The organism is Candidatus Zixiibacteriota bacterium, from assembly GCA_035380245.1.
GTDB lineage: Bacteria > Zixibacteria > MSB-5A5 > GN15 > FEB-12 > DAOSXA01.
Genome location: DAOSXA010000002.1, coordinates 870,845 through 884,942, shown reverse-complemented (window position 1 = coordinate 884,942; position 14,098 = coordinate 870,845). Strand labels below are relative to the sequence as shown.

10 protein-coding genes are annotated in these 14,098 nt (G+C 54.0%); 9 read left to right on the top strand and 1 reads right to left on the bottom strand.

Features of this window, described 5'->3' with window-relative positions:
• Positions 1 to 303: 303 nt before the first annotated feature.
• Entirely contained in the window at positions 304 to 1,146 is an 843-nt protein-coding gene (locus PLF13_08855; GenBank protein ID HOP07385.1) for an aminotransferase class IV, read from the bottom strand.
• Between the two features lie 199 nt (positions 1,147 to 1,345).
• Between PLF13_08855 and PLF13_08850 the strand changes: the two genes are divergently transcribed.
• The 9 genes from PLF13_08850 (at position 1,346) to mnmA (ending at position 14,055) form a co-directional block, all read left to right on the top strand.
• Positions 1,346 to 2,584 carry a DUF401 family protein gene (locus PLF13_08850; protein ID HOP07384.1) on the top strand — a complete coding sequence of 413 codons (1,239 nt, stop codon included), beginning with the start codon at positions 1,346 to 1,348 and terminating at the stop codon, positions 2,582 to 2,584.
• 302 nt (positions 2,585 to 2,886) lie between these two features.
• Positions 2,887 to 3,489: a sigma-70 family RNA polymerase sigma factor gene (locus PLF13_08845; GenBank protein ID HOP07383.1), complete on the top strand. Its 603-nt coding sequence runs from the start codon at positions 2,887 to 2,889 to the stop codon at positions 3,487 to 3,489.
• On the top strand, positions 3,446 to 4,129 hold the full coding sequence (locus PLF13_08840) for a zf-HC2 domain-containing protein (protein ID HOP07382.1): 684 nt from the start codon (positions 3,446 to 3,448) through the stop codon (positions 4,127 to 4,129). Before PLF13_08845 ends, PLF13_08840 begins: the two co-directional genes overlap by 44 nt.
• A 1-nt stretch (position 4,130) precedes the next feature.
• A complete protein-coding gene (locus PLF13_08835; GenBank protein HOP07381.1) occupies positions 4,131 to 5,309 on the top strand; it encodes a S1C family serine protease in 1,179 nt (392 codons plus the stop codon).
• Positions 5,310 to 5,353: 44 nt separating this feature from the next.
• The gene (locus tag PLF13_08830) at positions 5,354 to 6,022 is read left to right on the top strand and encodes a hypothetical protein (GenBank protein ID HOP07380.1); all 669 of its coding nucleotides are present in this window, start codon (positions 5,354 to 5,356) and stop codon (positions 6,020 to 6,022) included.
• 2 nt (positions 6,023 to 6,024) lie between these two features.
• Entirely contained in the window at positions 6,025 to 9,678 is a 3,654-nt protein-coding gene (locus PLF13_08825) for a translocation/assembly module TamB domain-containing protein (protein HOP07379.1), read from the top strand.
• Entirely contained in the window at positions 9,678 to 11,594 is a 1,917-nt protein-coding gene (locus tag PLF13_08820; GenBank protein ID HOP07378.1) for a BamA/TamA family outer membrane protein, read from the top strand. The genes PLF13_08825 and PLF13_08820 overlap by 1 nt, the downstream gene beginning before the upstream one ends.
• Positions 11,595 to 11,684: 90 nt before the next feature.
• A complete protein-coding gene (locus PLF13_08815) occupies positions 11,685 to 12,848 on the top strand; it encodes an IscS subfamily cysteine desulfurase (GenBank protein HOP07377.1) in 1,164 nt (387 codons plus the stop codon).
• A 19-nt stretch (positions 12,849 to 12,867) separates the two neighbouring features.
• Positions 12,868 to 14,055, top strand: coding sequence for a tRNA 2-thiouridine(34) synthase MnmA (gene mnmA, locus PLF13_08810; protein HOP07376.1), 1,188 nt, complete (start codon positions 12,868 to 12,870; stop codon positions 14,053 to 14,055).
• The last annotated feature ends 43 nt before the right edge of the window (positions 14,056 to 14,098 follow it).

Sequence of the window (14,098 nt, the reverse complement as noted above, 5' to 3'; positions counted from 1 at the left end):
ACGTTCGGGTGGAACGGGTCTTGGTGGCACGTCCCTTGGGGCAGGTTGAAAGACATCGATCGACTTCTCATCGCCCGGGAGACAAGCCCTCCAGCTACGCGACCAAGAGTCCTAACTTCGCGTAGCGGGCGGCCTTGTGTCGCCTGCATTACAGACGTGTCTTGCTGAACATCCACGCGTACGGCTTCTTCAACAAGCCCCAAGCCCAAGGCCACCCTGCCACGTCCAGATCGGGAAACATCAAGGGCGGGATCACGGGGATCCCGCCCTACGAAGTCGTTTCAATATCAGTATGAACAGCCCTCAGCGCACGCCGGCGACGCGGGCAATGTGATCCGAGAAAGCCTGCCCGACCGGGCCGGTCGACCAGCGATGCACCCGGCGGCCTTCCTTGATCAACCCTACCGGAATCACCAGTTTCAACGACGACGAAATAAATACCTCGTCCGCCTCTAATAATCTCTCCAACGGACAACGACGCTCGGTAATGGGATGGCCGATCGCGGCAGCCTCGCGCAAGACGACACGACGCGTCACTCCCTCCAAACAGCCCGCCGCGAGCGGCGGCGTGAACACGCGACCGTTCTCAATCCAATAGACGTTGGCCGAGGTAACCTCGGCGATGTTGCCTTTTTGATTGAGCATCAGGGCGTCATCGCAGCCCAGTGTCTTGGCTTTTTTCAACGCGGCAGCATGAATCGCATACGAAAGGGTTTTAACCTGACGGAACTCCGAGGTGCGGTCGACACGGAACTCCGAGACGTGCAGCTTGAACGGCTCCGTTGGTATCTGGTGCGGCGCGGCCGAGAAGATTACCTGCTGTCGACCCTGTCGGCCAACCCAGCGGGCCGAGTCGCCGACAGTCAGCGTCAGGCGGAGTTTCTTTACCCGACTGGGATGAGCTTTAAGGGTCTTTACTCCCCAGTCTATGAGTCGTTCCGGCGACACCGGAATCGGGATGCCGGTCAGGCGTGCTCCCTTGCGCAGGCGATCGAGGTGCTCAGCGGCAAAAACGAGGCGGTCACCGATGCCAAGAAAAGTCTCGAACAAACCCTCGGCGTAGAGCAGGGAGTTATCGAACACTGAAATACGAGCATCCTTCCTGGAGACCAGGCGACCGTTTATTGAAGTAACCGTTTTAACCATGTTGTATTCTCTATGTCTGCTTTCCTTCGACAACCTCGAACCTGGGGACGAAGTCTGCTTTGATCCCCGTTTTCGACAAGTAATGGGCAAGGCCAATTTTGATCGGTTATGGCCCGAATCGCTATATTAAAATCAGCTTTTTGTCTCTTCTCGGACCAAGTCGATTGACAAAATCCGGATTCGTCTTTTCTTACCCGGCATGGATGTCGTCAAACTGGTAGCCGTTTTTATACTTATTGTCATCGGCTTGCGCAAGAAGATCTCGGTCGGCCTGACGCTGCTGGTCGCCGGGGTAGTGACCGCTCTGATCTACCGTGTGCCGATGCTCGATCTGCTCAATGGCTATTGGGAGCTGCTACAGTCCTCCAAGTTTATATTTCTAACCTCGGTGGTTCTGCTGATCACCTTCCTCGGGTCACTCCTGAAAGGTTTGGGACATCTCGAACGTCTCTCGGCCGCTTGTCGGGGGTTGATCGGAGGTAATCGCACCGCTGCTGCCGTGATGCCGCCACTGGTAGGTCTTATGCCGATGCCGGGAGGTTCACTGTTGTCCGCGCCGTTGGTCGGTAATGTGTTGACCGACTCTAAATACACGCCGGAGTTCAAGACCGCTACGAATTACTGGATGCGGCATTTTGTCGAGTTCTTCTGGCCGGTTTATCCCGGGGTGATTCTGACCGAGGCGATCACCGGGATGCCGATCATCGATGTCTCACTCATGCAGGTTTCGGTGTCGATGATCATGCTGGCCCTTGGACTGACCTTTTTCATTCGGAAAATCGACCCTGGTGAGAACAGCCGCGCCAATTTGGGATCATCGCTTTGGCGGATACTGACTTCGGTCTGGCCGATTGTACTTGCTATCGTTCTTTACAGCATTCCCCGGATATTCGGTTTGGTAAGGATTGAACTGGCTTGGGCGGTTCTGTTTTCAATTGTGCTGTTGATCGTTACTTCCCGGCCGTCTAAAAAGGTTCTTAAATCTGCCGCTAAAGATGGATTTTCTTATAAGCTCATTCTGCTGGTGTTCGGGACACTCAGTTTCCAGACGGCGCTGGAGTTGTCGGGGGCGATTGAGGCGATCCCGCGCCTGTCCGCTTCTCTCAATTTACCGCCGGAGTTGGTTATTTTTCTGGTCTGTTTCACGTCCGGGATTCTGACCGGGATGGTGGCGGCCTATGTTGCTCTCTCCTATACCATTCTGGCCGGATTCCTGTATGGCTCAGGATTACAACCGGGGTATGTTCTTCTGGCTTATGTGTCCGGTTTCGTGGGGATGATGTTGTCTCCGACCCACCTTTGTTTGATTCTTACCAACGAGTATTTCGGCAGCGACTTAGGCAAAGTCTACCGTCTTCTGATCTGGCCCGCAATACTGCTTGGGCTGGGCGGATTTGTGGTGTATCTTACAGGGTATCCGAACCTGTTTCGACCATAGAATTCAATTGCTCCGGCTCTTGGGAGCGGAAAAGGCCCGGGAGACAAACCCCCGGGCTACGCGACAATGGACCCTGCTATCGCGTAGCGGGCGGCCTTGTGTCGCCCTTAGGACAGGTCGGTATTTAGCGGGCATGGCGGCTCCAGACGGCTTGATCTGGTCCTCCGGTGAAGTCAAGCGGTTTTGTCTTAAGTTAAGCTGCTGTTGAGTAACGACTTAAAATTGTCGATCAAGATAAATAGTTGCGGAACTTAATTCGCCTTTCCGGGTATTACAATTAGAACCTCGATGAAAGGTATCAGATGGCTAAATTGACGGAAAAAGAAATAGACTACGAGATCATGGAAGCCATCCAGCGCGGAGATATGGTGGCCTTTAATCAGATGGTGGACCGTTATAAGGGACGCCTGATGAATGTAATCGGCCGTATGTTGTCGTCGGCCGAGGAGGCTGAAGATATTGTCCAGGAGACGTTTGTGCGGGTTTATCAGCACCGTCAGTCGTTCAATTTCAAACATTGTTTTTCAACCTGGATATATACCATCGCGCTGAATTTGGCGCGCAATGAACTCAGGAAACGAAAGAAGTTTAAGTTTTACGAAATATCCGAGATGCAGGGAAATGAAAAGGAATTTGCGGTCGACGCCAAGCTGCCCAGCCAGTTACCTCAGGTGCTGAGTTCAGCGATCGAATCGCTTCCGGAGAAGTACCGGACGGCTTTCATTTTCCGCGACATTCAGGAGCAACCATACGAAGAAGTAGCGAAGATTCTCAACGTACCGTTGGGAACGGTGAAATCTCGAGTCAATCGGGCGCGTATGATGTTGCGTGAAAAACTACAACCCAAACTGGAGGAACACAATGCGTTGTCGAAAGGTACGCTCCTTCCTGTCGGCCTATTGTAGCGATGAGCTTGACGACCGCCGGAAGCTGAAGGTCAGCGAACATCTTTTGACTTGCTCCGGCTGTCGCCGCGAAGAAGCGCTGTATCGCCAGATGGCAGAGGCCACGAAACAGGTTAAAGAGATCAAAGTCTCGGACGATTTCAACGCTCGGTTGCTCAATCGAATCGCTCACGAACGATTCGCCGAGACACGAACCAAAGCCTATTTACCGAAACCTGCTCCGGTCTTTCAATGGCGACGTCTCGCTCCGGTAGTAGCCACGGCCTGTCTGGCTGTTCTGCTTGCCGTGGTTTACATGCCGCAAGCGCCGAATCAGCCGCAGTCATGGGCTCTCCAGGAATCCGGTTTGAGTGACGATTATCTCACGGCGCAGCCCGACTCCAATCCGAATATGACCGTATACCTGGACAAGGGGTGGTCGTTGGATCGGCAGATGGCCTGGGCGCGTCAGGTGGATCGTATTTCCAGTACCGTTACGCCGGTTTCCAGTTATGGCGGCTGGGATCGACACAATCGCGGTATGCAGACTGCTTCGAGTCAAAATCCGTATGCACCGTCATTTCATAAAGTGCGTCCGATCATGAAAGTTTATGTGGCGCCCCAGACTAACGTCAAACGGGAGGGCGCAGGAACATATTAGAATGTTAACGTCTGTTTTCGATAAAGCCAGGAGGCCGATTCCTTCAATCCTCCTGGCCTTCTTTTTGGCCGGTGCGGCAAGCGCCGCCGACAGCTCCCTGTGCAGTCTCGAATCGGCAATTACCGAATTGGTTTACAATGTCTCCCGGTCCGTGGTAACGGTTCAGGCCTCGCGGCCGTTCTACGGTGATCTGACTAAGGGGGCCTCGGATGAAGCGGTGGAGCAGTTCGTATTCTCCGGCCTGGTGCTTGACAGCGGCGGTCATATACTGGCTCCGGCCTCTTCGGTGGCAGGCTCCGAAAGTATCGTGGTCAATTTCGAGGGGATCGATTACCCGGCCAGAGTGCTTGGCACCGACTACCTCAACGGTGTTTCGCTGCTTGATGTCGGTCAGGGAATCGGTCAGCCGGTGGAATTCTCGGATCAGCACGGTTGCGCCGGTCAGATGATTGTGGCAGTCGGCAATTCTTTCGGTCTGCGGGCTTGTCCCTCCATTGGTTTCTGTGCCGGGATACGTCCCGAGGGTTCGCTTCAGTTCACCGCAGCGCTCAATCCGGGAGCGGTCGGCGGTGGTCTATTTGATATGTCCGGACGCCTGGTCGGTGCGATTAATGACGGCCTGGGTGATCGTGACCTGCTCGGCGTCGGTCTGGCCGTGCCGGCGCGTAAGATTCCCGAAATCGCGGAGTATATTGTCCAGAACGGCGACCGCGCTTCCGGATACATTGGTATCACTACCGCCGATATCGAGATTACCCCGGGGATCGAGTTGGATGTGCCGCAGCGATTTGCCGCCACCTCGGCGACTAAGCGGTATCATACCATCGACAAAGGAACCTTGATTACCGATGTTATCTCCGGATCACCGGCGGCACATGCCGGTTTGCGCTCGGGCGACTTGATCTATTCCATTAACGGTCGTGTCCTGACCAGTGCGCTGGAAATGATGAACCAGATTCGCAAAGGTAAGCCGGGATCGACAATTGAACTCGGGGTGATTCGCCACAATCGTCCCGGGCAGGTGCCGGTGGTCATTGGTAGTCGTAAGGATTACACTTACACCGACCGGGCCAATACTCCATCCGATAAATCAGTAATCGACTCTCTCCAGAACGAGGTCCTGCGTCTTAAACAGAGCCTTCAGGCAATAGAAGACCGTCTTGGGCGAGTTCGTCCATAACTTCTTATTGCCACACGCCTTGCTTTGGTCTTACCTTCCTGCTGATGTATAGTGATTCCCAATGTGCACAGTTCAGAAATCGCCTTGATCAGTTCGCTCCGGATCACCATGTCCGAGAACGTACCCTGGCATTATATTCGGCGTCGATAGCCTTTGCCGATCCGCCGGCTCAACAGATTCTGCTCGAACGAGCGAGCCGTGATCGAATATCCCCGGAATCATTTTACGAAATCATTCTTCAGTCGCATCTATTTCTTGGTTACCCGAGGATGCTGATCGCTGCCGAGGTATGGGCGAAGGCGTTTCAGTATCGAAGCAACAAAGTAACGACACGGCCTTACGATGACGAGGAAGGCTGCCGTTGGTTCGAGCGGGGACGGAAACTCTACGCCGAGGTTTACGACAGCAATGCCGCTCGTCTTAAAGCGAGGGTCGAGTCCTTTGCTCCTGAGATTTTTCGCTGGATGATTATGGATGGGTACGGCAAGGTACTGGCGCGACCGCAACTGCCGTCATCGGTGCGGGAACTGGCAATAGTGGCCTGTCTCACGGTGGAGAATTATCCCAAACAGCTTCATTCACATATTCGTGGAGCACTCAACATAGGCGCTGAACGTACCCTGGTGGAAACCGTTGTCGAGGATCTGGGATTGGCAGCGCCCGGTTATAACACCGCTCGCGATATTCTGACTCGCCTGGAGCCTTCGACATGAGCATGCGGGCCAGAATCCTCATCGGCGCCCTGGCGGTGGTCGTCCTGATCGTTCTGGGAGGCTATATCTGGCTTTTTCACGCGGGCGGGCTGGAGTATATCGTCAACGGACAACTGGCTGACCTGGTCGAAGGGAAATACAATCTGACCATTGCCGTTGACGGTATCGGCGGTGATATTTTCACGGGCATCGTTCTGACCGATATCGAGATTCGATACACCGGTCAACGCCGCCAGTACCCGCTGGCCACGATCGGTCGTTTGAACGTGGATTATTCGCTTTACGGTCTGCTCCAGGGGGAGTATGACTTCGACTATTTACATCTGCATGATGTTCATCTCAACCTGGTGCAGGACTCCAGTGGTCGCTGGCTCATGCCCCGCAAAATAAGCGCTGACACGACGACCTCGCAGTCGTCCGAGTCACCGCATTTTTCGGTGAACCATCTGTTGCTGGACAGCGGCTCGGTGACGCTGGATCGCGACGGCGACACGCTTGCTTTTGACAATATCTATATCGACTTAGCGGTGCTTCAATCCGACAACACTTTTTCGGTCGATCTGGATCGACTAGAATTCACATCATCAGATCCTCGTCTACAGCTCGATGCGGCGGCAGGAAAATTCGGTTATACCGATCAGCGCGTAGTATTTCAGGACCTGGCTCTGATCTCACATGAAATGCGGATTAAGCTCGAAGGCCTCGTCGATCTGCAAAAGCCGGTGACAGGTCATGTCACTTACGCCATCGACAATATCGACCTGGGGAACGTTACCGCCTATGTGGGGCCGAATCTTCACGGCGTACTCGACCTCAACGGAGCGATTTCATTCGTCGGTTCCCATCTCAACGGTTTTGCCGAAATCGCCGGTGATTTCATGATTGCCTCGTTCGAAAATCTCTATGCCGATTTCGACTTCGACAACAACGTGCTCACGCTCGATACTCTCTACGGTGTGATCCTCGGTAGCTGCGGTCTCGATGGCTCCGCTGAGATAGATTTCGGTCAAAAGCCGGAGCAGTATCATCTGGCCGCCAACGTCCGGAATTTCAATCTGAAGAATTTATTGCCGAACTCCTTCTACTCCGACCTGAGCGGTGCGATAGATATGCATGGTTCCTCGTTTCGCAACAAGGATATGACCCTCGAGGTAGCGGTTGATCTGTTCGAATCGACTTTCGATGAATACCCGATTCAGCACGGACGGGGTGATATTCTGATCACGGTGGATTCGATCAGCTTTGCCGACTCATTCATGGTCGCTTATTACGAAAACATTTTTTATGCCGGTGGGCATGTCGACTACGATTCCACCATGCAGCTTCACATCGTTGCCGAGCTCAACAATCTCGACCGCTATCGCGGCAAGCTGTTCCTCGATCAGCCGGGCGGACGGGCTCATGCCGAAGCCGATCTGACCGGGGTGACTTCTGATCCGGATCTCACCGGTCGTTTGACCTCCGACTCGCTCTGGCTCTATGGACTCTATGCCGATACCTGTGACGCATCGGTGCGTATCGACCGATTCCTGACCGGTAAAAAGGGAGAAGTGGCGGTCGATCTGGCCCGTGGTGCGGCCTGGAGTGTGTCGTTCGATTCCAGTTTTGCACGGTTGCGGCTGGATTCGAATCTGGTATTGATCGATTCCGCGTCATTGTTCAATCCGATTTCGATTGCCATGGGGCGCGGAGTGCTTGACTACGAAGCGATTCCGATGAATCTCAAGCTGGATACGCTCACGATGTCGCTTTTCGAACGGCAATTTTACAGTCGTCGTCCCCTTGAAATCGAGTTTGACAGCCTAGGTTTGAATTTCGTCGAGGCGAATATCGGCAACCGCTTTTCAGATATTAAAGCTCACGGTCGCGCCGATTACGATGAGCAGATGTCGCTTCAGCTCGAAGTGGAACATGTGCCGATCGCTCCCTGGCTGACGTTGTTCGAGAAAGACTGGCCGGTCGACGGTCGCGTATCGGCGGTAACATCGTTGACCGGCACGCTTGAAGATCCCGTAATCGAGCTTCAGGCTACGATCGATTCGCTGGTCTATCAGAATTTAGTCTTGGGAGAACTGGCGACCGGAGCGCGTTACCGCAACCGTCGTCTGGCGGTGGACTCACTGGTGATTAACTCGCAGCCGGGAGAATACCGGGCTGACGGATTCATGCACGTCGATCTCGCGCTGACGGCCGATTCGCTCGACCGTTTCCCCGATCTGCCGATGGACATGCACATCACCGCCTTTGACCGTCGCTTCGATCTGGTCAGCCTGGTAATGCCGAACGTCGATGAAATCGACGGCGAGGTGCATGCCGATTTTCGTCTTTCGGGTACGCCGCTCGCTCCCGAGTTGGAGGGGTACGCCTATATCACCGGTGATCGCAGCCGTGAAGACAGTACTCAATATGCCGCCCGAATCGTTTACAGTGATATCGAAGATCCTATCTACATCGACTCCGCCGGCGTGACGATGCGGAATAATCTGATCATTTTAAACAATATCAGTATCTTTACCGTGGATAAGAAAAAGAAACTGGAAGATCCGTACGATTATGCGGCGAAACTTCGCAGCGGTGAGCGTCTCAAACCCTACCCCACGGCCGATATCAACGGAATGATTACGGTGAAGTCGCTGGAAGACATGTTGTACGACCTCCGCGTCGAATTACCGCGAGAATGGCCGTTCAATTATACGATGGACGACATAAGCGGACGAGTTGAGGGTGATCTCTATGTCGAGGGAATGAATCCGCCCAAAGTTTCCGGCGACCTGACGATTATTTCCATGCGGTATGAAGCGGAGTTCGCCGATGAAAACCAGGGATCGCCGATTATGCTGGCGTTTTCGGGCAAAGATATGTGGGACCTCGATCTCAACATCGATGTTCTCTCGAATTACTGGATAAAGAACGAAGATATCGACGCCGAATTTTCCGGTTCCATCAATTTGCGCCGTGACGCCGGTGTTTATCGGTTGTTCGGTGAACTCGAAGTCCTTCGTGGAACGGCGCCGCTCGCGGATAAAACCTTCAAACTGGAATCCGGAGGAACGGTAACATTCAACGGGGAAGAGAATTTCAACGGCACCCTGGATATCACGGCCTGTACGTACATAACCGGCTATCGACCTACCGGTGTCAGCTCCACGACCGAAGATGAAACCCCCGAGAGGTTGAATATCTGTGTCCTTGTATCCGGAACGATCGATGCCCCCGATATAGCGCCGACAACCGACTCCGATATTCAGCTTTCGGAGGAGGAGTTGCTCCCGCTTCTTCTGGGCAATTCCTATGGATCGTCGGAGTACACGGCCGACAGTCGCTGGCAGGAGCGTATTTCCGGCCTGGTTGGTCTGCAGCTCTCGCAAATTGGCCAGCGAACTCTGAATAGCCTTGGTGTCGGTGTGGAAACCTTTGAGATCGATCCGTATTACATGGGAACCGGCCAGTATGACCCGTTACAGGCGCGTGTGACGGCAGGTGGTTACATCCGTTACATTCCCGGTCTTTACCTCTATGGCCAGACGTCATTATCGCTGGAGCAGGACCGTCAGGCGGGCGTAGAATACCGTATAAGTAAAAACGTAATGGTGACGGGCCGCACGGGAGACGATCAACTCTATCGCCTCGGTTTGAAATTGCATTGGGAGTTTTAATGCGCGGAATACTCTTCACAGTCTGCTTGTTGATTATATCGGGTGCGACTGCGGCTCAGACGGTAGATCGCGACCAACTCCGCTGGATTCGCAGCAAACCGTGTATTGACGAAATTGTTGTCGAAGGGACCGAGTTTTATTCTCCCGATGATGTAACGGGACGGCTCTATTCACGTCGCTCGACTGTTTGGGCAACATTGAAGGGTGGGCGGCGGACCAGAATTCAGCGTGAAACGCTGGGGCGTGATACCCTTGAAGTGAAGTATCTGTATCTGACCAGTGGATTTTTAGGGGTTCAGGTAAACGAACGGATCGAACAAAGGGAAGACAGTACGGCAAGGGTGGTTGTTACGGTTCACGAGGGGCGGCGCTTCTTTTACGGGGAGAAGACCCTTAAGGGAGATTACGACAAGAAATACGGCTCGACTTGCTGGGGAATCGCCCAGAAACTCAAGACCGGAAAGCCGGTCAGTTATTATGACGTAAACCAGGCTGCCTTCGATATGAAAACGGTTTTTGCCAACAACGGTTATCCGTATGCCAAGATAAATTTCGTTTTCGACACGACGGCGGTTGACAGTACTTGTCCGGTGACTTTTCTCATTGAGGGGGATTCGCTCGTACGGTTCGGTGAGATCGCGGTCACGGGCAGTGAAAAATATCCGGAATATACGGTCTTTCGTGAATCGCGCATGAAAGAGGGGGAGGTGTACCGACGCAAGGATATTATCTCCACTCAGGAACGACTCATGGAGTCAGGCTATTTCAGTACGATCAACATCGGTCAATCCGATTCCATCATGAACCGCCTGAATCCTGATTTCACCCTCCGTGTCCGCGAGCGCAAACCGAAATACATGACCATCACCACCGGCGCCGGCCAATCCGACGTGCGCGATCTCGAATGGGATTTCCAGACAGTGTTCGGTAAGCGCAATTTGTTCGGTTCGAGAAAGCTCAAAGCCTCGGCGCTCTGGACATTCGGCCAGGACGGCGGTCTTCGTCTTTTAGAACACGACTACGGTCTCGGTTATACGGAGCCCTGGCTGCTCGGTATCCGTATGCCGGTGACGCTGTCTCTTCAATGGGAACCCGGCGTAAAAGATGCCGAGAGAGATTTCCGGATCGAATCCTGGTCCGCTTCCGCCTCGACCGTGAAGGAATTCGGTCAGGAATATCAGGTCGGAACCGGTTTTGAATACGAGGGTGTGCGAATCTACGGTGTCTCGGAGGATGAAGTTCAGGCATTGAAGGATGAGCAGGATATATCGGTCCGGCGCAAGATCTACATCGACTTCATTCGAGATTCACGCGACCATATTTTCATCCCGCGCCATGGATCGTATTCCTCCGTTTCATTGGAGTATTTTGGCGGATTCATGGGCGGGGACGACAACTTCTATCGGGTGGAGGCCTCCTGGTCGGTTTATCAGCCGGTCTGGCCGGGATGGATTTCCGCTACCCGGTTTAAGTTCGGACGCGTCGAGGCGTTCGGTTCTTCCGATCAGGTACCGATCAACGACCGCTTTTATCTCGGCGGCGCCAATACCATTCGTGGTTTTCGCGTCAACACCCTGGGACCGGTCGATTCGCTGGGTAATATCGAAAAAGCCAATTTCATTGCCGTGTTCAATCAGGAATTTCGCTGGCAGACGATCCAGATACATCAGCAGATACCGCTTCTTAAAAGCCTTATCGGTCTCTGGCCGCTCTGGCAGTCGGTGTTTTTCGATGCCGGTAACGGTTATCGCCACCCCTACGATATCAAGTGGGACAATCTCGCCCTCAGTTACGGCACCGGGATTCAGATCGTGTCGCCGGTCGGCCCGATTCGAATCGACTATGCCCGCCGCATTAAAACCAAAACCATAGACTTTGACAGTCGCTGGCATTTCACTATATTGTACGCGTTTTGAACCGAACCGCACTTTTGTGGTTTAACGGCTCAACTAAATCTTTGTTTTTGCCCGTAACGACAGCGAAGGCAAAAGGAGTCGATAGAGACTATGGATCCGATATATCTCGATCATAACGCCACCACCCCGGTCGATCCCGAGGTCATCGAGGCAATGCTGCCGTATTTCAGCAAGGGATTCGGCAATGCTTCCTCGGTGCACCATTTCGGTCGCGAAGCCAAAGTGGCTCTTGAAAACGGCCGCGAACGGATAGCATCGTTCATTAACTGTCAACCTTCCGAGTTGTATTTTACTTCGGGCGGCACCGAGTCGGACAATTTGTCCGTGCTGGGGACGGCGTATAACCTGCAGGGGAAAAAGAAACATCTGATCGTAGGCGCGGCCGAGCATCACGCCGTTCTGGAACCGGCCGAGTTTCTTCATCACAAGCATGGTTTCGATCTGGATCTGCTGGAAGTGGACAGCGAGGGATTCTCATCGCCGTTCAAGCTGGCCCGGTTGATCCGCGATGATACCGCGCTCGTTTCGGTTATGCACGGCAATAACGAGACCGGTACGGTCCAGGATATCGCGGCCCTTTGTCAAAAAGCGCATGAGAAAGGGACGTTGTTCCATACCGATGCGGTGCAGTCGATCGGTAAGGTGCCGGTAGACGTGCAGGAATTGGGTGTCGATCTGCTCTCTTTGACCGGACATAAAATTTACGGTCCTAAAGGAACCGGAGCGCTGTTTATCCGTCAGGGGCTCAAGATAGAGCCGCTTTTTTACGGTGGATCGCATGAGAAAAAGCGCCGTCCCGGCACCGAGAATGTCGCCGGGGTGGTCGGTCTGGCCAAGGCGCTGGAACTGGCGTGGAAGCGACATGATGAGGACTCCGCCCGCATCGGCGATCTGGCCGATTATTTTATCGACCAGGTGTTAAAGGTCGTGCCGCAGAGTCGTTTTAACGGCTCCCGTACCAATCGTATTCCGCAGACGGTTAATATGTCGTTCCCCGGAGCAGAGGGTGAGTCGATTATCCTTTCGCTCGATATGAAGGGAGTGGCGGCCTCATCCGGTTCGGCTTGTACTTCAGGAGCCACCGAACCTTCGCACGTACTGAAGGCGATGAAAATACCGGTCGAGGCGGGACAAAGCGCTGTCCGGTTCAGTCTCGGACGCGCCACTACCCGCGAGCAAATCGACTACGTCCTGCAGGAGTTGCCGCCGATTATCGAGCGTTTGCGAGCTATGTCGCCCACCTATAACGGCTGACTTGGGAGCAGTGAGCGCGATGCCCCGAAAAGTTCTCGTGGCGATGTCGGGCGGAGTCGATTCTTCGGTCACCGCCCTTCTGTTGAAAGAGCAGGGGTACGATATCGTCGGGGCTCACATGAAGCTCTGGGATTATGCCGATGTCGGGGGAGAGGATGTCTATCGCGACGGCCGCTGTTGTTCGCTCGATGCCGTCAACGACTGTCGCGCCGTTTGCGCCGATCTCGAGGCGCCGTTTTATGTCTTGAACCTGTCGCGTTCGTTCAAGGAAGATGTCATCGAGAATTTTATCGACGAGTATAAGGCGGGGCGTACGCCCAATCCCTGTGTCCGCTGCAATTCGCATATTAAGTGGAGTGAGTTTCTGCGCAAGGCGGCGGAGGTCGGTTGTGATTATGTCGCCACCGGTCATTATGCCGGTATCGGCGAAACCGACCGGGGGCGTTTTTTTACTCGTAAGGGAGTCGATGTCACTCGCGATCAAAGCTATGTTCTCTGGGGACTCTCGCAGGAGGCTTTATCCCGAACGCTGATGCCGCTTGGACGAATGACCAAGGCCGAGGTGCGCGAGGTCGCTCGCCGGCACGGGCTGCGAACGGCGGAGCGCCGAGAGTCGCGTGAAATTTGTTTCGTGGCCGATGATGATTACCATCGTTTTTTACGCGAATACGAAGCCAAACAGGGGCGCAGTTTCAAGTCGGGGGAGATCGTGCACGAGAACGGGGCAGTGCTCGGTAAACATGAGGGGATCGCTTTTTACACGATCGGACAACGTCGCGGTTTGGGGATCGCTTATCCGACCCCGCTGTATGTCAAGAGGCTCGATCCGGTCGAGAACCGTGTAATAGTGGGGGATGAGTATTCCATGTTCTCGCGCGAGATGACAGTCGAGCGCATGGTTTGGCAGGCGTTCGATCCCGACGCTACGGTGCCAGCATCAGATGCGGCCCACTCTTCTGTAGGGCAGGCCTCTCCGAGACCTGCCGCGTTGAACGATTCCGATTTCACACCTCCTCTGATCGACGGCGGTTTCCGTGCCGACGTGAAAATTCGCTATCAACACCAGGCCGCTCCGGCGAGGGTAGAACTGTTGACCGAGGACTCCGTGCGAGTTATCTTTGACGAGCGACAACGGGCTTTGACGCCGGGGCAATCGGCGGTGTTTTACCACGGCGATATTCTTCTCGGCGGCGGCGTGATAGGGTAGCTCATGACCGATTGTTGACAAACCACATGTCGGCCGTTTTTTT